Annotated in this window: 18 protein-coding genes and 1 other RNA gene; 9 read left to right on the top strand and 10 right to left on the bottom strand. The window is 65.1% G+C overall.

Features of this window, described 5'->3' with window-relative positions:
- Window positions 1–90 precede the first annotated feature (90 nt).
- From SE91_RS29010 to SE91_RS29000, 3 genes are all read right to left on the bottom strand, one after another.
- Complete coding sequence (locus SE91_RS29010) at window positions 91–936, bottom strand: transporter substrate-binding domain-containing protein (RefSeq protein WP_060734653.1); 846 nt, start codon at window positions 934–936, stop codon at window positions 91–93.
- A gap of 461 nt (window positions 937–1,397) precedes the next feature.
- Complete coding sequence (locus SE91_RS29005) at window positions 1,398–2,867, bottom strand: catalase (RefSeq protein ID WP_061850090.1); 1,470 nt, start codon at window positions 2,865–2,867, stop codon at window positions 1,398–1,400.
- A gap of 47 nt (window positions 2,868–2,914) precedes the next feature.
- Window positions 2,915–3,556 (bottom strand): HD domain-containing protein, encoded by a 642-nt coding sequence (locus tag SE91_RS29000; protein WP_008542681.1) that lies wholly within the window; start codon window positions 3,554–3,556, stop codon window positions 2,915–2,917.
- Between the two features lie 103 nt (window positions 3,557–3,659).
- Between SE91_RS29000 and SE91_RS28995 the strand changes: the two genes are divergently transcribed.
- From SE91_RS28995 to SE91_RS28970, 6 genes are all read left to right on the top strand, one after another.
- Window positions 3,660–4,661, top strand: coding sequence for a GlxA family transcriptional regulator (locus SE91_RS28995; protein WP_061850089.1), 1,002 nt, complete (start codon window positions 3,660–3,662; stop codon window positions 4,659–4,661).
- Window positions 4,662–4,755: 94 nt separating this feature from the next.
- An RNA gene (gene ffs / locus SE91_RS28990) (signal recognition particle sRNA small type) lies at window positions 4,756–4,852 on the top strand.
- A 96-nt stretch (window positions 4,853–4,948) separates the two neighbouring features.
- Window positions 4,949–6,784 carry a DNA polymerase III subunit gamma/tau gene (locus SE91_RS28985; RefSeq protein ID WP_061850088.1) on the top strand — a complete coding sequence of 612 codons (1,836 nt, stop codon included), beginning with the start codon at window positions 4,949–4,951 and terminating at the stop codon, window positions 6,782–6,784.
- A gap of 23 nt (window positions 6,785–6,807) precedes the next feature.
- Window positions 6,808–7,128: a YbaB/EbfC family nucleoid-associated protein gene (locus SE91_RS28980; protein WP_061850087.1), complete on the top strand. Its 321-nt coding sequence runs from the start codon at window positions 6,808–6,810 to the stop codon at window positions 7,126–7,128.
- Between the two features lies 1 nt (window position 7,129).
- Complete coding sequence (gene recR / locus SE91_RS28975) at window positions 7,130–7,732, top strand: recombination mediator RecR (protein ID WP_061850086.1); 603 nt, start codon at window positions 7,130–7,132, stop codon at window positions 7,730–7,732.
- An 88-nt stretch (window positions 7,733–7,820) separates the two neighbouring features.
- The gene (locus SE91_RS28970; protein ID WP_008542698.1) at window positions 7,821–8,252 is read left to right on the top strand and encodes a hypothetical protein; all 432 of its coding nucleotides are present in this window, start codon (window positions 7,821–7,823) and stop codon (window positions 8,250–8,252) included.
- 170 nt (window positions 8,253–8,422) lie between these two features.
- Here SE91_RS28970 and SE91_RS28965 read toward each other — a convergent pair whose 3' ends face one another.
- A complete protein-coding gene (locus SE91_RS28965) occupies window positions 8,423–9,784 on the bottom strand; it encodes an AmpG family muropeptide MFS transporter (protein ID WP_061850085.1) in 1,362 nt (453 codons plus the stop codon).
- Between the two features lie 207 nt (window positions 9,785–9,991).
- A complete protein-coding gene (locus SE91_RS28960; RefSeq protein ID WP_008542716.1) occupies window positions 9,992–11,188 on the bottom strand; it encodes a DNA recombination protein RmuC in 1,197 nt (398 codons plus the stop codon).
- Window positions 11,189–11,359: 171 nt separating this feature from the next.
- Here SE91_RS28960 and def point away from each other — a divergent pair, with 171 nt between their 5' ends.
- From def to truA, 3 genes are all read left to right on the top strand, one after another.
- On the top strand, window positions 11,360–11,887 hold the full coding sequence (def, locus tag SE91_RS28955) for a peptide deformylase (RefSeq protein WP_008542718.1): 528 nt from the start codon (window positions 11,360–11,362) through the stop codon (window positions 11,885–11,887).
- Window positions 11,888–12,025: 138 nt separating this feature from the next.
- On the top strand, window positions 12,026–12,949 hold the full coding sequence (fmt, locus tag SE91_RS28950) for a methionyl-tRNA formyltransferase (protein ID WP_061850084.1): 924 nt from the start codon (window positions 12,026–12,028) through the stop codon (window positions 12,947–12,949).
- 118 nt (window positions 12,950–13,067) lie between these two features.
- Complete coding sequence (gene truA / locus SE91_RS28945; protein WP_061850083.1) at window positions 13,068–13,805, top strand: tRNA pseudouridine(38-40) synthase TruA; 738 nt, start codon at window positions 13,068–13,070, stop codon at window positions 13,803–13,805.
- Window positions 13,806–13,975: 170 nt separating this feature from the next.
- Here truA and dapE read toward each other — a convergent pair whose 3' ends face one another.
- From dapE to SE91_RS28920, 5 genes are all read right to left on the bottom strand, one after another.
- Window positions 13,976–15,142, bottom strand: coding sequence for a succinyl-diaminopimelate desuccinylase (dapE, locus tag SE91_RS28940; protein ID WP_061850082.1), 1,167 nt, complete (start codon window positions 15,140–15,142; stop codon window positions 13,976–13,978).
- Window positions 15,139–15,756, bottom strand: coding sequence for a DUF805 domain-containing protein (locus SE91_RS28935; protein ID WP_061850081.1), 618 nt, complete (start codon window positions 15,754–15,756; stop codon window positions 15,139–15,141). The genes dapE and SE91_RS28935 overlap by 4 nt, the downstream gene beginning before the upstream one ends.
- Before the next feature lie 144 nt (window positions 15,757–15,900).
- The gene (gene dapD / locus SE91_RS28930) at window positions 15,901–16,746 is read right to left on the bottom strand and encodes a 2,3,4,5-tetrahydropyridine-2,6-dicarboxylate N-succinyltransferase (protein WP_061850080.1); all 846 of its coding nucleotides are present in this window, start codon (window positions 16,744–16,746) and stop codon (window positions 15,901–15,903) included.
- Window positions 16,747–16,978: 232 nt separating this feature from the next.
- Window positions 16,979–17,671 (bottom strand): pyrimidine 5'-nucleotidase, encoded by a 693-nt coding sequence (locus tag SE91_RS28925; protein WP_061850079.1) that lies wholly within the window; start codon window positions 17,669–17,671, stop codon window positions 16,979–16,981.
- Between the two features lie 13 nt (window positions 17,672–17,684).
- On the bottom strand, window positions 17,685–18,570 hold an 886-nt coding region (locus SE91_RS28920; protein ID WP_063921325.1), incomplete at its 5' end, for a DUF1036 domain-containing protein.

The following is an 18,570-nucleotide window of genomic DNA, read 5'->3' as shown; positions in this document are numbered from 1 at the left end:
CATCCACGTTCTCTGTGCCGCGGGGAAGACGTGGATGGCCGGGACAAGCCCGGCCATGACGGTGCGGATGCTTCAGGCGCTCAATACATCTTACAACGACACGCCCGGCGGAATGTCCGCTTCCGTCACGCCCACCAGCTCCATGTTGGTGATGATCGCGTTGCGGATGAAGCCGAGGCCCTTGTTGAAGTCGATCCAGGTGTTGACGTAGTCGCGCCAGGTCTTGTCGGCCTCGCGGCGGAAGCCGGCATTCGACGTGGTGGCGAAGATCGGCGTCGGCAGCACGAGCTGGCCGAGCGACGGGTTCTTCTTCAGCACGGTCAGCGACAGCATGGTGATCAGGCATTGCGCATCGACGCGGCCGGTCTGCAGCGCGGCGGTGGCCTCGTCGGCGGTCTTCAGCCGCGTGATCTGCGCCTTCGGTGTCAGGCGGCTGACGACCTGGTCGTGCGAGGAGCCCTGGTCGACGGCGATCTTGATGTCGGGCGAGTTCAGCTCGGCCCAGGTCTTCGGCTTGAAGTCCTTCTTGCAGAGGATGGCGAAGGCGTTGTTGAAGACCGGCACCGAGAAGTCGACCACCAGCGCACGCTTCGGGGTCGGGTTGAGGCCGAAGAAGATGTCGATTTTGTTGGCCTGGAGGTCGAGCACCGAATTGCCCCAGGTGGTCTCGGTGATCTCGAGCTCGGCCTCCATGTCGTCGGCGAGCCCCTTGGCGATGTCGATGTAGAAGCCCTTCCACTGCCCGGAGGTGAGGTCCTTCATGTAATAGGGCGCGCCGCCGCCGACGGCGCCGATCCGCATCTTCTTGGTCCGGCGGATGCGGGCGAAGGTCGATTCGTTCGGATCGGCCGTCTGCGCCACCGCCGGGGCAGCCAGCGTGGCCGCAGCCATTGCGCCAAGTCCGACAATCGATGCGACATCACGACGTGTAACCATTTGAGAATCGCTTTTCTGGCTGGATGAAGGTGTGATGGCTCCCGCGCGAAAAATTCAGCCTTCAATCGGCGTCAGCCGGCTGAAAAATGCTCCGGATCCAATTCTCGCGCACCCTTTGTTTTGGTTCAGGCAGGATTTCATAGAAAGGCGCTGGCGGGCGGGCCCTGTCAAGACTGGATTGCATCAAGCATGTGCGCGGCCTCGAAGATAGGCATGGTGCCTATCGGCCGTGATGCTTTCGGAGGCGCGTAAGCGCGTCCGCGTGTTGCGGCAGGCGCGCCGCCGGATGAGGCTGGGAGAGCGGGGCAGTGCGCGGTATTCGGCGACTAAATTGAGAATATCCTGTGGCTCGCATTAAGAAAGCGGGCGTTTGTCCGAGGGAAGGCGGCCGCCGCCGGCGCGTCAGGCGAACAGCACCCTGTCGGTGCCGTTCGCCGAAGGTTGGTATGGATCGGCTGATCCTATTCGGCGGCTTCGATGCGAAGAGTCACGAGCCGCGCCAGTGCGTCGCGGACGCCTGCACCGTAGGCGGGATCGGCCTTGGTGCAGTTGGCGATGTGCCGCTCCTGGATCGGCACGGCCGCCACCCCGACAGAACGAGCCGTGTTGTCGAACAAGGCTTGCCGCTGCGCAGCGTTCATCTTGCGGAAGAGGTCGCCGGGTTGCCGGTAATGATCGTCGTCGATGCGGTGATCCCAATGCGCCGCCGCGCCGTCGATCTCGAGCGGCGGCTCGTTGAGGTCGGGCTGGTCCGCCCACTCGCCGCGGCTGTTCGGGAAATAGGTCGGCGTGCGCCCGAGATTGCCGTCGGTTCGCATCGCGCCATCGCGATGGTAACTGTGATACGGGCATTTCGGCGCGTTGACCGGGATCAGATGATGGTTGACGCCGAGGCGATAGCGCGCCGCGTCACCATAGGAGAACAGCCGTGCCTGCAGCATCTTGTCGGGTGAGAAGCCGATGCCGGGGACGATATGGGCCGGAGAGAAGGAGGCCTGCTCGACTTCGGCGAAGACGTTTTCCGGGTTGCGGTTCAACTCGAAATAGCCGACCTCGATCAGCGGGAAGTCCGCCTTCGGCCAGATCTTGGTCAGGTCGAACGGGTTAAAGGCGAACGCTTTGGCTTGACCGTCGGTCATGACCTGCACGAACATCGTCCAGCGCGGGAAATCGCCGCGTTCGATGCTCTCGAACAGGTCGCGCTGGTGAGTCTCGCGGTCCTTGCCGATGAGGGCTTCAGCCTCGGCGTCCGTCAGGTTTTCGATCCCCTGCTGGGTCCGGAAGTGAAACTTCACCCAGGTGCGCTCATTGGCGGCGTTGATGAAGCTGTAGGTGTGGCTGCCGAACCCGTGCATGTGCCGGAAGCTCTTGGGAATGCCACGTTCGCTCATCACGATGGTGACCTGGTGCAGGGCCTCCGGCAGCAGCGTCCAGAAGTCCCAATTGTTGTCGGCGCTGCGCATTCCGGTGCGCGGATCGCGCTTGATCGCATGATTGAGGTCGGGAAAGCGCAAGGGATCGCGGAAGAAGAACACGGGCGTATTGTTGCCCACCATGTCCCAATTGCCTTCCTCGGTGTAGAACTTCAGTGCAAAGCCGCGAATGTCGCGTTCGGCGTCGGCCGCGCCGCGCTCGCCGGCCACCGTCGAGAAGCGCGCGAACATCGGCGTCACCTTGCCGATCTCCGAGAAGATCTTCGCCTTGGTGTAGCCTGAGATGTCATGGGTGACCGTGAAGGTTCCGAAGGCGCCGGATCCCTTGGCGTGCATGCGCCGCTCGGGAATCACCTCGCGATCGAAATGGGCGAGCTTCTCGATCAGCCAGACGTCCTGCAGCAATGCGGGGCCGCGGCGGCCGGCGGTCATAATGTTGAGATTGTCGCTGACGGGGGCTCCCGTGGCGTGCGTGAGATGGGGGCGTTTGTCGCTCATGGCGTAAGTCCTGGTCGATGATGGAGGTGGGTATCGGCGCCGCGCGGTCAGCCGTGCCAATGGGAATTGCGGATGACGCTGCAGAAATTGCCGCGATGGAAATGCGGTTCCTTGTCGGCGATGACATCGGCCTTGACGTTGCCGAACGTCGTGTCCGGCCGATACTTGATGCCGTCGTAGAAGGCCTGGATGATGTCTTCCTTGAAATGCGGCGTGCGCGGAAACGCCTTCACGACCGCTTCGCGCTCCGTGTCGGAATATTCATCGTAGGTCAGTCCGAGGACATCCATCTCGACGCCCGCGGTCACCAGCGCGACGACCGGGTGCATGTGCTGAGGGATGCCCGGCGTCGTGTGCAGGGCGATCGCGGTCCAGACCGTGTAGGCGTCCGCCTCGGATATTCCGTGGCTGCGCAGGAAGTCGCGTGCGGCATGCGCGCCGTCGACCTCGAACCGCTCGTGCTTGCTGCCGTGGCCCGGCATCAGGCCGATGTCGTGAAACATGGCGCCGGCGTAGAGCAGTTCGCGGTCGAATGTCAGCCCGCGGCGAACTCCGGCCATCGCGCCGAACTGGTAGACGCGGCTGGAATGATTGAAGAGCAGGTCGGTTTCGGTATCGCGAATATATTCGGTGATGGCGCGAGCGAGCTTGCTGTCGGGAATGACAGCGGCCTTGGTGATGTCTGACATGATCAGCTCCTTGAATGTGGGTCGCCTGCATGTTAGTTCCGGGCTGGATTGTCTTGAATCGACGTAATACGTCTAGAACGGACAAATCCGGATCGAGGCGGCCATGGGCGCGAAGCCGAAAACGAGGACAGTTGTGATCGTGGCGCTGCCGGGCGTGCAGCTGCTCGACGTTGCCGGACCGCTCGACGTGTTTGCCGAGGCCAACGTGCAGGCCGGCTATGACGCCTATGCCTTGTTCGTGGCGGGTGCGGAGCCGGGGCCGATCCGCAGCTCCTCGGGTGTCCGGCTGATGCCCGACCGGATCGTCGACCGTGACTTCCAGGAACCGGTCGACACCCTGCTGGTCGCGGGATGCCCGAACGCAGCGGAAGTCCCGGCGGATGGAGGTGTCGTCGACTGGCTGCGGCGGCGGGCTTCGCGAACCCGCAGGTTCGGCTCGGTGTGCAGCGGGGCGTTCTTCCTTGCCGCCGCCGGTCTGCTCGATGGAAGGCGGGTCACGACGCATTGGGCGGTCGCGGACATGCTGGCCAGGAAATTCCCGTCGGTCACGGTGGACAAGGATGCCATCTACGTCACCGACGGCAAGCTCCGTACGGCCGCGGGCGTCACCGCCGGGCTGGATCTGGCACTGGCGCTGGTTGAGGAAGATCTCGGGCGCGATACGGCCATGAAGGTCGCAAGCCAGCTCGTGATGTTCTTCAAGCGTCCGGGTGGGCAGATGCAGTTCACCCGCAAGGGCGAGGCCGTTCCCGCCGGCCGCGCCGCGCTGCAGGAGTTGCAGCGCTGGGTCGCCGCCAACCCCTCGCTCGATCACAGCGTTGCAAACCTCGCGGAGCGCATGGAGCTCAGCCCAAGGCACTTTGCCCGGCTCTTCCGCGCCGAGGTCGGGGTCACGCCTGCGACCTGGGTCGAAGAAGCCCGGGTCAATGCGGCAAGAAGGCTGCTCGAGTTCGGCAACGAACCACCGAAGCAGGTGGCGCTGCATTGTGGGTTCGCCGATGCCGATACGCTGCGCCGCGCCTTCCATCGTCACGTCGGCGTGACGCCGGCCGAATACCGCAAGCGGTTTGCACGAATCACGGAGGTTCCAGATCGCCGACGTTGAGGTCAGAGCGGGCTGACGGGCCATCCGCCGGGTGTGCGGGGGACCTCAGGATACCCGCTTGCTTTCCGCTCCCTTTGGCCCCAAATAGGGACCGGGAGATTGGCGGTGGACGAGCCACTCGCCAACCGGGTCAGGTCCGGAAGGAAGCAGCCCTAACGAGGTCCGGATCGGGTCGCTCGTCAGTCTCCTACCTGTTTTTTTCGAGCGAACCAGCGCCGGCGGGCTTCCCGCCAGCGCGCTCCTTTCCGCAAAAGCCGGCCGAGAGAGATTTCATTGCGGATCGACCGATGACCGACGCTGGCGCCCCTCCCAATCCTGACAGCGCCGGCCAAGCCGGCAACACGCCCTACCGGGTGCTGGCGCGCAAATACCGTCCTTCCTCATTCGACGACCTGATCGGCCAGGAGGCCGTGGTCCGCACCGTCTCCAACGCGTTCGAGACCGGGCGCATCCCGCAGGCCTGGATCCTCACCGGCGTCCGCGGCGTCGGCAAGACCACCACCGCGCGCATTCTGGCTCGTGCACTCAACTATGAGATGCCTGAGGGCTCGGTGAAGGGGCCGACCATCCACATGCCCTCGCTCGGCGTGCACTGCCAGGCGATCATGGAAAGCCGGCACATGGACGTGCTGGAGATGGACGCGGCGTCACACACCGGCGTCGACGACGTCCGCCAGATCAATGACAGCGTGCGCTATGCCCCCGCCAGCGCCCGCTACAAGGTCTACATCATCGACGAAGTCCACATGCTGTCGACAGCGGCGTTCAACGCCTTCCTGAAGACGCTGGAGGAGCCGCCGGAGCACGCCAAATTCGTGTTCGCCACCACCGAGATCCGCAAGGTTCCCGTCACCGTGCTGTCGCGCTGCCAGCGCTTCGACCTGCGCCGTGTCGAGGCCGATGTGCTGATGAAACACCTCGCCAACATCGCGGCCAAGGAAAGCGTCGAGATCGAACCGGAGGCGCTCGGCATCATCGCGCGTGCCGCCGAAGGCTCGGTGCGCGATTCGCTGTCGCTGCTCGACCAGGCGATTGCGCATGCGGCGGGCCAGGTGAAGGCCGACGCGGTCAGGCAGATGCTGGGCCTTGCCGACCGCACCCGCGTCATCGACCTCTTCGAGTCGCTGGCGCGCGGCGACATCGCCGCCGCCTTCAAGGAGTTCCGCGACCAGTACGACGTGGGCGCCGATCCGGTCGTGGTGCTCTCGGACCTCGCCGAATTCGTCAATTTCGTCACCCGGGTGAAGGTCATTCCGGCGGTTGCCGACAACGTCGCCTATGGCGAGACCGAGCGGGTTCGCGCGCGGGACTTCGCCTCGAAGATCTCCATGCGGGTGCTGTCGCGGATGTGGCAGATGCTGCTCAAGGGCATCACCGAGGTACAGGCCGCAACGCGCCCCGCCGCCGCGGCCGAGATGGTTTTGGTGCGTATCGCCTACGTGGCCGATCTGCCGACGCCGGACGAAGCCATCAGGATGCTGGAACAGAACGGCGGCGGCTCGCAGGTCGTGAACGGCGGGGGAGCTGCGCGCAGCGCGCCGGGTGCGCCGATGGCTTCTGCGCCGCCGGTCACGTCTGCGCCCGTTCGTATGCCGACGTCATCGCCGTCTTCCTTCGGTGGTGGCGCACGGCCGCAGATGGCTGCCCCCGCGCCGGCCCCGCAAGGCGCCACGCCGCAGCTGCGCATCACGAGTTTCACCCAGCTCGTCGCGCTCGCAGGCCAGAAGCGCGACATCATGACCAAGAGCGCGCTCGAAGGCGACATGCGCCTGGTCCGTTTCGAGGAGGGCCGGCTGGAAGTCGCGCTCGAGCCCAACGCCTCCAAGACCATGATCTCGGAGCTTGCGAGGAAATTCGAGCTGTGGACCGGCCGCCGCTGGACCGTGATCGTCTCCAACGAACAAGGCCAGCCGACGCTGCGCTCGGTGAACCAGGCGGCGAAGCAGGAGCATGCCCGCACCGCCGAGGCCGATCCGCGCGTGCAGGAGGTGCTGTCGCGTTTCCCCGGCGCGAAAGTCGTCGAGGTCCGCAGGCTTGCCCCCGAGACGCCGGAAACCAATATTAACGCCGACTATGGCAGTGACGATCCACCGGCCGGTTTCGACGGCGACGACGATCTCTGAGCCTCTTTCAAGGACATCGAGCTATGGCTGATTTTCTCGGCATGATGAAGCAGGCGGCGCAGCTGCAATCCAGGATGCAGGAGATGCAGGACCAGCTCTCGAGCGTCGAGGTCGAGGGCATTTCCGGCGGCGGCCTCGTCGCCGTGCGCATGACCGCCAAGATGGACGTCAAGAGCATCAATATCGATCCCTCGCTGATGAAGGCTGAAGAGCGCGAGGTGCTGGAAGACCTGCTCGTTACCGCGCTTGCGGATGCCCGCCGCAAGGCGGAAACGGCGGTGCAGGAGAAGATGCAGTCGCTCACGGGCGGGCTCGGCCTGCCGCCGGGGTTGTTCGGCCAGTAAGATGGGCGCGGTTGCAGGTCCTGAAATCGAGCGGCTGGTCCAGCTGCTCGCGCGGCTGCCGGGCCTTGGTCCCCGTTCGGCGCGGCGCGCGGCGCTGCACCTGATCAAGAAGCGCGAAGCGCTGATGATGCCGCTGTCGTCGGCGCTCCAGGTTGCGCTCGACAAGGTCGAGGTCTGCAAGACCTGCGGCAACATCGACACGCAAAACCCCTGCACCGTCTGCACCGATCCGAAGCGCGATCCCTCCATCATCGTCGTCGTCGCCGACGTCGCCGACCTCTGGGCGCTGGAGCGCGCCAATGCCACCCAGGGGCGCTATCATGTGCTGGGCGCGACATTGTCGCCGCTCGACGGCGTCGGCCCGCAGGACCTCACGATCGACGCGCTGGTGGCGCGTGCCCATGACCAGCAGGTGCATGAGATCATCCTGGCCCTCAATGCGACGGTGGACGGCCAGACTACGGCGCACTACATCACCGACTTGCTTCAGGACGCCAACGTGAAGGTGACGCGCCTCGCCCACGGGGTTCCCGTCGGCGGCGAGCTTGATTATCTCGATGAAGGTACGCTATCGGCTGCGATGCGGCAGCGCACCCTGTTCTAGAGCGTTTTCGAGCGAAGTGGATACCGGTTCGTGTGAAGAAAACGCGTCAAAGCAAGAATTCCCATCCAGACTTTACGGAACGGACGACATGACGAAACTTTTCGCCACACGCTCGGCTTTGGTCGCGACGATGATGATTCTGGTGACCCCGGCCATTTCCGCGCAGCAGGGCGATGAGACGCCGCCGTCCAAGCCCGGCAAGCCGATCAACACCGGCGACGTCCTGTCGGGCGAGCTGAACGCGATGAAGGTGCGCGACGTCAAGAACGGCAAGCGCGTCGCCACCTATCAGATCACGTCCGAGCCGCGCCGGCTGCCGCCGCCGAACGGGCTGTGCAATCTCGAGACCGGCCCCGAGACCTTCCAGCTCGTCACCTCCAGCGACGCGCAGGCCACGCAGCTGAAATCCTTCGTCGGCAAGGAGATCTCGGTCAAGGTCGACGAGATCGCCTGCGCCAGCGACGCCGGCCAGATGAGCGAGGCCGTGATCACGAAGTGGAGCCTGATCAAGAAGCAGTAGGGGGCGCTCTCTCCGACTCCGGTGTCATCGCCCGCGAAGGCGGGCGATCCAGTACGCCGCAGCTTCACGGTCAATCACAACTGTCTCGGAATACTGGATGCCCCGCCGGAGCCTGTCATCGGGCTCGCCGTAGGCGAGACCCGGTGGCGCGGCATGACAGCAAGTGTGGGCTACACCCGCACCGGCCCCAGCGCTTCGAAATGCCCGCGCTTCTGCAAATACGCCAGCAGCATCAAGCTCGGGATGGCGACGAGGACGGAGATCGCGAAGAACATCGGCCAGCCCGTCTCTTTCGCGAGGTACCCCGCGCCTGACGACAAATAGGTGCGTCCCACAGCGGCGAGCGCGGTCAGCAGCGCATATTGGGTCGCGGTATGCAGCGGGTTCTGGCACAGCGCCGAGAGATAGGCGACGAAGATCACGGTGCCGATGGCGTTGCAGAAATTGTCGGAGGTGATGGCCAGGGTTAGCGCCCATTCGTTGACGCCGACAAGCGCAAGCCACGAAAACGACAAATTGGACATCGCCTGCACGATGCCGCCGATCCACAGGCTGGTTGCGAGCGAATAGCGCCGGGCCACGAAGCCGCCGGCAAAACCGCCCGCCAATGTCGCGATGATACCGACTCCCTTGACGATCACGGCGTAGTCGTTGCGCGTGAAGCCGATATCGATCACGAACGGCACGGTCATGTTGCCGGAAAACGCGTCGGTGAATTTGAACAGCACGACAAAGGCAAGCGCGGTCCATGCCTCCTTTCGCTGCAAGAACTCTGAGAACGCGCCCAGCGCGGCATGGAACACCCGCGTGAGGGCGCCATCGTCCCGCGTGACGGCCTCGGCGCGCTGCGATTGTGCCGGCTCGGTGGCGGCCAGTGCAGTCACCGTGCCGATCAGCACCATGGCCGCCATCACCACATAGCCCCACATCCAGGCGGCGCCACGCGGGACGACCGCCTCGAAACCGGTGACGATGAACAAGGCGCCCGCAGTCGATACCAACATGCCGATGCGGTAAGCCGCGACATAGGCGGCCATGCCGGCGGCCTGCTCGCTCTCGGGCAGGCTCTCGACGCGGAAGGCGTCGACGACGATGTCCTGGGTCGAGGACATGGTCGCGACCAGGAGTGCGCCAAGCGCGACGAACAGCGGCGAGCGCGCCGGATCGGTCAGGGCCAACAGCAGAATAGCGCCGATCAGCAGCAGCTGCGAAAACACCAGCCAGCCACGGCGACGTCCGAAGGCACGGGTGAAGAGCGGGACATGCAGCGCATCGACCAGCGGCGCCCACAGGAATTTGAGCGTGTACGGCGTTCCAACCAGCGCGAACAGCCCGATCGTTCCGAGATCGACCCCGGCCTCGGCCATCCAGACCAGCAGCGTCGATCCCGACAGCGCCAGCGGCAGCCCCGAGGAGAAGCCGAGGAACAGCACGATTAGCACCCGCGGCTGCAGGTAAACGGCAAGGCTGTCGCGCCAGGAGGGCGCAGGCGCGGAAGCCGCGGCGGAGGAGGTCGCGTCGGGTGCGGTCATGAGGGGGTGTTAGCAGATTCTGGCGGAAAAGACTGTTGCGAGCTCAGTGGGGCGGATGCTCTCTCCACCCTCTCGATGTCATCGTCCGCGAAGGCGGACGATTCAGTACTCCGCGGCGTCTCGACTCAATCACACGGGCTGCGGAATACTGGATGCCCCGCCTTCGCGGGGCATGACAGTCATGGGGCATGACGGTGTGCCCTAATTTCACTCCCCGGCCTGGAGCTTCCTTGGAAACAGCTCCGCCGCCCCCGTCGCCACCAGACGCGGGCCTTCCGCATCGCTCTTGCTGAAATCGAGTTCTTCTATCCGTCCTGCGCGCTTCTCGATCTTGTCGGCGGAGATCAGCACCTGGCGGACGTCCTCGTTGACGTCGGAAAAATGCTTCTGCAGCTTCAGTACGCGGTCGCGCAGGCGGCCGAGGTCGTCGCCGAGCTTGATCACCTCGGTGCGAATCTGGTCGGCGGCATCGCGCATGCGCGCGTCCTTCATGATCTGCTGCATCACCTGGATCGCGAGCATCAGCAGAGAGGGCGATACCAGCACGACGCGGGCGCGATAGGCCTTCTGGATCACGTCGTCGAAACCGTCATGGATCTCGGCGTAGACCGATTCCGACGGCACGAACATCAGCGCCATCTCCTGGGTCTCGCCGGCGACGAGATATTTCTCGGCAATGTCGCTGACGTGCTTCATCACGTCGCCGCGCAGCCGCTGCGTGGCGATGCGCTTCTCCTCGTCGGTGCGGGCGTCGTGCAGCGCCGTCATCGCCTCCAGCGGAAATTTCGCGTCGATGCAGAGCGGGCGCTGGTCCGGCAGGAACACGACGCAGTCCGGCCGCTTTCCGGTCGAAAGCGTGAACTGGAACTCGTAGGAGCCTTTCGGCAGTCCGTCCTGCACGATCGCCTCCATCCGCGCCTGGCCGAAGGCGCCGCGCGACTGCTTGTTGGCGAGCACGTCGCGCAAGGTCGTCACCTGCGTGGTGAGGTCGGTGAGGTTCTTGTGCGCGCTGTCGATGATGCCGAGCCGCTCGTGCAGCGCGCGCAGGCTCTCCATGGTGTTGCGGGTGGAGTGCTCCATGGATTGGCCGACGCGGTGCGTCACCGAGTCCAGCCGCTCGTTGAGCCCCCGCGCCATCTCGGCCTGACGCCCCGCCAGCGCTTGTGTCATGGCATCGACCCGGCCCGAGGATTCGCTCTGGGCTCGCAGCACTTCGCTGAGCCGTTCCTCGAGCTCGTCGGCCCGGATCGCGTGCGCCATGGCGAGTTCCGCGCCGCGCCGCCCGGAGCGCGCGATCACCACGGCGATGACTACCAGCAGGATGAGGACCAGGGCACCGAAGCCGATCAGCGCGTCGATCGTGCGCACCGGCCAGTCGCCAGCCGTGAAAATGATCTCGTTCATGCCTGCCCTTCTAGCCGATTCGCACGCGAACGCGAACGAAGAGGGAACGATGACGGTTAACGAGGCACTAATTTTTATGGTTAATGGAGCCCGAAGATTTATGGTTAGCGGAGGGTTAACGGAGTTCCTCGCTGGATTGACCGCATCCGGCGCGCAGCTTAAATCGCGGCCATGGCCCTCAGAGAAATCATCATCCTGCCCGACAAGCAGCTGCGCCTGGTCTCCAAGCCGATCGAGAAGGTCACGCCGGAGATCCGCAAGCTTGCCGACGACATGTTCGAGACCATGTACGACGCGCCCGGCATCGGCCTTGCTGCGATCCAGGTCGCGCAGCCGCTGCGGCTGATCACCATGGACCTCGCCAAGCGCGACGAGGACGGCGAGACCAGGCACCAGCCCCGCGTCTTCATCAATCCGGAGATCATCGCCTCCTCCGAGGAGCTGTCCACTTACGAGGAAGGCTGCCTGTCGATTCCCGAATATTACGAGGAGGTCGAGCGTCCCGCGAAGGTGCGCGTGCGTTTCCTCGACCTCGACGGCAAGGTGCACGAGGAGGACGCCGAAGGCCTCTACGCCACCTGCATCCAGCACGAGATCGACCATCTCAACGGCGTCCTGTTCGTCGACTATCTGTCGAAGCTTAAGCGCGACCGCGTGATGAAGAAGTTTGAGAAGGCCGCTAAGCGCGCGGGCGAGTAGGGCCCGGCTCTCTCAACTCGTCATGGCCGGGCTTGACCCGGCCATCCACGCCTTGCTTGCTTTGTCGCCAAGTCCGTGGATGCCCGGGACAAGCCCGGGCATGACGGAGAATCAGAACTCTCACCGAATGCAGCCCCGATGCCCCTCCGCCTGATCTTCATGGGCACGCCCGATTTCTCCGTGCCGACGCTGCTCGAGCTGGTCGCGCATGGCCACGAGATCGTAGCCGTCTACACCCGCGCGCCGAAGCCCGGTGGCCGCCGCGGCCTGCAATTGCAGCCGACGCCGGTCGAGGACGCCGCGCGAAAGCTCGGTGTTCCCGTGCTGACGCCGAAGACGTTGAAGACGCCGGAAGCGCTCGATGAGTTTCGTGCGTTCGATGCCGATGCGGCCGTCGTCGTCGCCTACGGCATGATCCTGCCGCAGGCGATCCTCGATGCGCCCAAGCTCGGCTGCTACAATCTGCATGCCTCGCTCTTGCCGCGCTGGCGCGGTGCCGCGCCCATCAACCGCGCCATCATGGCCGGCGATGCCGAGAGCGGCGTGATGGTGATGAAGATGGACGTCGGCTTGGATACCGGCGACGTCGCCATGGCCGAGCGTCTTGCGATCACGGACACCATGACCGCGGCTGACCTGCACGACCGTCTCTCCCGGTTGGGGGCCGATCTCACGGTGCGCGCGATGGCCGCGCTCGGACGCGGCGGGCTCCAACTCAAAAAGCAGAGCCAGGACGGAGTCACCTATGCCGCCAAGATCGACAAGGCCGAGGCGCGGATCGACTGGAGCAAGCCCGCGCGCGCCGTGCTGCGCCACATCCACGGCTTGTCGCCGTTCCCCGGCGCCTGGGCGGAGCTTGACAATGCGCGCGTCAAAATCCTGCGCTGCGAGCCCGCGAAAGGCGCGGGCGCGCCGGGCGAAGTGCTCGACGACCACCTCACCATCGCCTGCGGCGAGGGCGCCATCCGCATCATCGAGCTGCAGCGCGAAGGCAAGGCCCGCATGCAGGCCGCGGATTTTTTGCGTGGCGTGCCGCTGAAGGCGGGAGCTAAATTCCACTGACGCTGTCATACCCCGCGAAGGCGGGGTATCCAGTACGCCGAGGCTTCTCGGCAACCGGATGGGCTGCGGACTACTGGATTGCCCGCCTTCGCGGGCAATGACAGCGAAACTGGATACAATGCCCCGCTACAAGCTCACGATTGAATATGACGGCGCGCCCTTCTGCGGCTGGCAGGTGCAGGAGTCGCTGCCCTCGGTGCAGGGCGCCTTGGAAGCCGCCGTCAAGGCGATGACCGGCGCCGATCTGCGCGTGCACGGCGCCGGCCGCACCGACGCCGGTGTGCATGCGCGCGGCCAGGTCGCGCATGTCGACGTCGAGAAGCCATTTCCGCCGGGCCGGTTTCGCGACGGGCTGAACGCGCATCTGCGGCCGCATCCGGTCGCGGTGCTCGAGGCCGAGATCGTCCCCGAGACCTTCGAGGCGCGCTTCTCGGCCATCAAGCGCCACTACCGCTATCGCATCGTCAACACCCGCGCCAATCTCGCCCTCGACATCGGTCACGCCTGGCGCGTGCCGCGACGGCTCGACAGCGACGCGATGCATGCGGCCGCGCAGCGCCTGCTCGGCAAGCACGATTTCACCACGTTCCGCGACACCGAGTGCCAGGCCAAATCGCCGGAGAAGACGCTCGACCAGCTCGACGTGCTGCGCGACGGCCGCGAGATCACGATCATCACCTCGGCGCGCTCGTTCCTGCACAGCCAGGTGCGCTCGATGGTGGGCTCGCTGGTCTGGGTCGGCGAAGGACGCTGGAGCGCCGACGATCTCTCCGCCGCTCTCGCCGCCCGCAACCGCGCCGCCTGCGGCATCGTCGCCCCGCCGGAGGGCCTGTATCTGGTGAAGGTGGATTATTAGCGAGGGCGCAGAGATCGCGTGCGATCTCACCACACCCTCGCTGTCATGCCCCGCGAAGGCGGGGCATCCAGTACGCCGCGGCCCCTCGGCTCAATCACTGCTGCCTCTGGAATACTGGATCGCCCCCCTTCGCGGGCGATGACAGCGCAACCCGTGGTGGCGCTGAGCGCTTAGGCAAAATACCGCGCCAAAATCCCCCGATACACCTTGGTCAGCTTCTCCAGATCAGCCACCGGCACGCGCTCGTCGATCTGGTGCATGGTCTGGCCGACCAGGCCGAACTCGATCACCGGGCAGTAGCTGGAAATGAAGCGCGCGTCCGAGGTGCCGCCCGAGGTCGACAGCTCCGGCTTGCGGCCGGTCACCTCCTCGATTGCGGCCACTGCGAGATCGGTGAACGGGCCGGGCTTGGTCACGAACACGTTGGAGTTCGAGGGCTCCCAGACGATGCGGGCCTTGATGCGGTTGCCGCAGGCTTTTGCGAGGCGCGTCTCGACCAGCTCGCGCAAGCTCGCTTGCGTGTGGTTGTCGTTGTAACGGATGTTGAATTTCGCGCGGGCCTCGCCGGGAATGACGTTGCTCGCCTTGTTGCCGACGTCGACCGAGGTGAATTCGAGGTTGGAAGCCTGGAATTGCGCGCTGCCATGGTCGAGCGGCTCGTCGGAGATCGCGACGATCAGCCTGGAGATGTCGGGCACCGGGTTGGAGGCGCGATGCGGATAGGCGACATGGCCTTGCACGCCGTCGACATAGAGCGTGCCCGATTGCGAGCCGCGGCGGCCGACCTTGATGGTGTCGCCCAGCGTCTCGACATTGGAGGGCTCGCCCAGCACGCAATGGTCGAACTTTTCGCCGCGCCCAGCCGCCCATTTCAACAGCTTGATGGTGCCGTTGATGGAGACGTCTTCCTCGTCGCCGGTGATCAGGAACGAGATCGAGCCCTTTCCGTCGGTGCGCGGCTTGCCGTCATTGGCAGCGAGATGCTGCAGCACCGCGGCGACCGAGCAGGCGATGCCGCCCTTCATGTCGACCGCGCCGCGGCCATGCAGCACGCCGTCCTTCACCTCACCGGAGAACGCGCCGACGCTCCAGGCGCTCTCGTCACCCGGCGGCACAACGTCGGTGTGTCCGGCAAAGGTGATGTGCGGGCCCTCGCTGCCGATCCGCGCATAGAGATTGTCGACGTCGGCGGTGCCTTCCTCGCTGAACGTCACGCGGTGGCAAACGAAGCCGGCGGCGGTGAGGATGTTTTCGAGCACCCCGAGCGCACCGGCATCGGCCGGGGTTACCGAGGGGCAGCGGATCAGGTCGCGGGCAATGGAGAGAGCATCGGTCATGCGCCCCGCTTAACATGCATGCCGCCGGGTGGGCTAGCACGGGGCGGAACAAATTCGATCTCGCGGCTCTGGTCCCATACTTTTGCGGAGGGCGCGGAATCGTCCCGGGCTTCCGGGGCGGGACCGAACCGATTGGGCCCTGCGGTGCCGCGCAGGAAGCCGGTCTCGACAACAGCGGCGAGGGAAAGGATGAAGCTCGCCAGCGCAATCGGCAGCATCAAATAGGTGTCCGGAAGGCGGTCCTCGAACTGCTTGGTGAGGCCCGGCAGCATGAAATACGCAAGCAGCCACCAGGCGGACTTGTCGCGATCATGCAGGCGCTTCACTGTGATCGCGAGGGAGATCCAGAGCGTCAGTGCGGTCGCAGCCAGCTTGAGCAGCAGCAGCGGCAGATTGTCCAGCAGCGCCCATCGATAGGCCGTGGGATCGACGATCCTAAAGACGTCGTCAGCGTTCAGATTGAAGGATCTGACCTCGCTGCCCAACGCGTTCATGATGCCCAGGCAAAGGCAGAGCAGCAGGATCATGCCGCAAAAGACAAGGATCAGGCTGCACCAGAACCCGGCGCGGCCAATCCGGCCGTCGAAGCGGAAGAGGTACCAGGTCCAGTCCATGCGAGAGGCTCCGGGCGGGAGGCGCCGCCCGGAGAATTGGTCGCGATGGAGGGAGAGCGGGTTCGATGAGGCGAATGGTGAATAGCGAATGGCGAGCAGGGCCCAGGCCCCATTCGCCACTGGCCATTCGCCATTCGCCTGACATCAATCCCGCAGCAGCTCGTTGATGCTGGTCTTGGAGCGCGTGCGCTCGTCGACGCGCTTGACGATGACGGCGCAGGCGGTGCTCGGGCCGATCTGACCGTTCTTCATCGGCTTGCCGGGCAGCGCGCCCGGAACCACCACCGAATACTCGGGGACTTCGCCCATGAAGACCTCGCCGGTCTCGCGGTCGACGATCTTGGTCGAGGCCCCCAGGAACACGCCCATCGCCAGCACCGCGCCCTTGCGCACGATCACGCCCTCGGCGACCTCGCTGCGCGCGCCGATGAAGCAATCGTCCTCGATGATCACGGGCTCGGCCTGGAGCGGCTCGAGCACGCCGCCGATGCCGGCGCCGCCGGAGATGTGCACGCGCTTGCCGATCTGGGCGCAGGAGCCGACGGTGGCCCAGGTGTCGACCATGGTGCTCTCATCGACATAAGCGCCGAGATTGACGAAGGACGGCATCAGCACGACGTTCTTGGCGATGAAGGCCGAGCGGCGGACCACCGCGCCCGGCACGGCGCGAAAACCGGCGTCGCGAAAGCGGTTCTCGCCCCAGCCTTCGAACTTCGAGGGCACCTTGTCCCACCAGCTCGCCTTGCCGGGGCCGCCGGGAATGACGTCCATGTCGTTGAGGCGGAACGACAGCAGCACCGCCTTCTTCAGCCATTGATTGACCTTCCACTTGCCATCAGTGCCGCGCTCGGCCACGCGCGCCTCGCCCTTGTCCAAGGTCTCCAGCACCTGCTCCACGGCCTCGCGCACCTCGCCCTTGGTCGAAATCGAGATGCCGTCACGCGCATCGAAGGCGCTGTTGATGGTGGATTCGAGGGCGGACAGGGACATCGGGATTTCCTCTAGGAAGCGGGAATTTCGAAGGATTGGGCGCTTTTTCGGGATTTGAGCGGGCGGAGTCAAGGCATACTCGGTCGTCGTCCCGGGGCGCGCGAAGCGCGAGCCCGGGACCCATAGCCACAGGCAGGTGTTTGGCGAGGACTCGGAGTTATCGATCTCGCGCCACAAGCGCTTCCTGTGGTTATGGGTCCCGGGCTCGCTTCGTGCCCCGGGACGACAGCTGTTATCGTGGCGACAGCTTGCCCAAAAACCCCGTCAGATCATCCGTGACGTGGTCGACATGGGCGGCATCCCGGCCCTCCAGTTCCCAGTCCTCGCGCACCACCTCCTTGGTGCCGTCGGGCACCACCAGCACCGTGGTCATGCCGAGTGCGTGGGGCACGGTGAGGTTGCGCGCAAGATCCTCGAACATGGCGGCGCGGGTCGGATCGACCGAATGGTCCGCGAGGAATTTCCGGTAGGTCTGCTCCGCCGGCTTCGGCTCGAACTCGGCGGCGATGATGTCGAACACGCCGTCGAAATGGCCGGCGAAGCCGAGCCGCGCCAGCACGGCATCGACATGGTCGACCGAGCCGTTGGTGAGGATCAGCTTTCGTCCCGGCAGCTTTGCGATGGCTTCGCCGAGCTGCGGGTTCGGCTCCAGCGGCGAGTGGTCGATCTTGTGGACATAGGCGAGGTAGTCGTCGGCGGAGACGCCGTGCAGGGTCATCATGCCGCGCATGGTGGTGCCGAAGCGCAGATAATAATCCTTCTGGATCTTGCGCGCTTCCTCCGGGCCGACATTCAGCCAGTTGCAGACGAACTCCCCGATCCGCGCATCGACCTGCTGCCACAGATTGACGTGATGCGGATAGAGCGTGTTGTCGAGATCGAACACCCAGGTGTCCACATGGTCGAAAGTGCGGGGCAAGTTCATCGACTCCTCTCGATCACGGCAGCGCAAACCGCAGCGTCTTGCCGCCGCTCGACATATCCACCGCACCAAAACCCGTGGCGGCGAAGCCCCGGGCGGCGCAATCGGTCTGCTCGCTGGTCTCGAACTTGGTCTCGCGCGTGCAGAGCTGCTTGTCACCGCCCCAGTTCAGCGGCCGGTCCTTCAGCCTGACGACCCGGTTGTCGGCGTCGACCGCTTCGGCGAAGCTGAAGATCTGTTTGGGCTGGCCTGACACATCAGGGTGCAGGCACGTCTTCGGATCGATGCGATACCAGCCGCGGCTCGTCACCGACTTGCCGTCGTCTGTCGCGACCGCCGCCATCACCTTGTGCGGCGTGTCGTTGCACCAGGTGAGGCCGCTCGTGGACGGCGTCTGCACCGCATCGACCATGGTCTTGAAGAAGCTTTGCGACGACACGGTGTCGGACGCGAGTCCACGGCTCTTGAGAAAGCCGGTGAGCGCGGCTTGCGTCTTCGGCCCGTCGACACCGTCGATCGCGCCGACGTCGTAGCCCGCGATCACCAGCAGCCGCTGGATGCCGGCGAGGCGCGCCTGCTCGTCGTCATATTCGGAATCCTCGGCGAGATAGGCAATGAGGTTGCCGTCCGCGGCTTGCGTCGGCGTCACCTGCGTGAAGGCGACTTGCGTCTGACCGCTGCGGCACTGCCGTGCCGCCGCGATGACGAAATTGTCCTGCGCCACGCACAGCATGTCGCGGCCGTTCTGCGGAATCGGGGAGGCGCCATAGACGCCGAGCGCGCGGGCATTGAGCAGGATGCGGTCGGCCGTCAGCGTGCCCTGCACCACCACGCGGCAGGTCGCAGGATCGATCCTGAACCAGCCGCGCGTCGCGGTCGCCGCCTTGTCGTCGATGCCGATC

The organism is Bradyrhizobium sp. DOA1, assembly GCF_001593325.1.
GTDB lineage: Bacteria > Pseudomonadota > Alphaproteobacteria > Rhizobiales > Xanthobacteraceae > Bradyrhizobium.
Note: the sequence above shows the minus strand (reverse complement) of the source record. Positions and strands in the feature narration are given on the sequence as shown.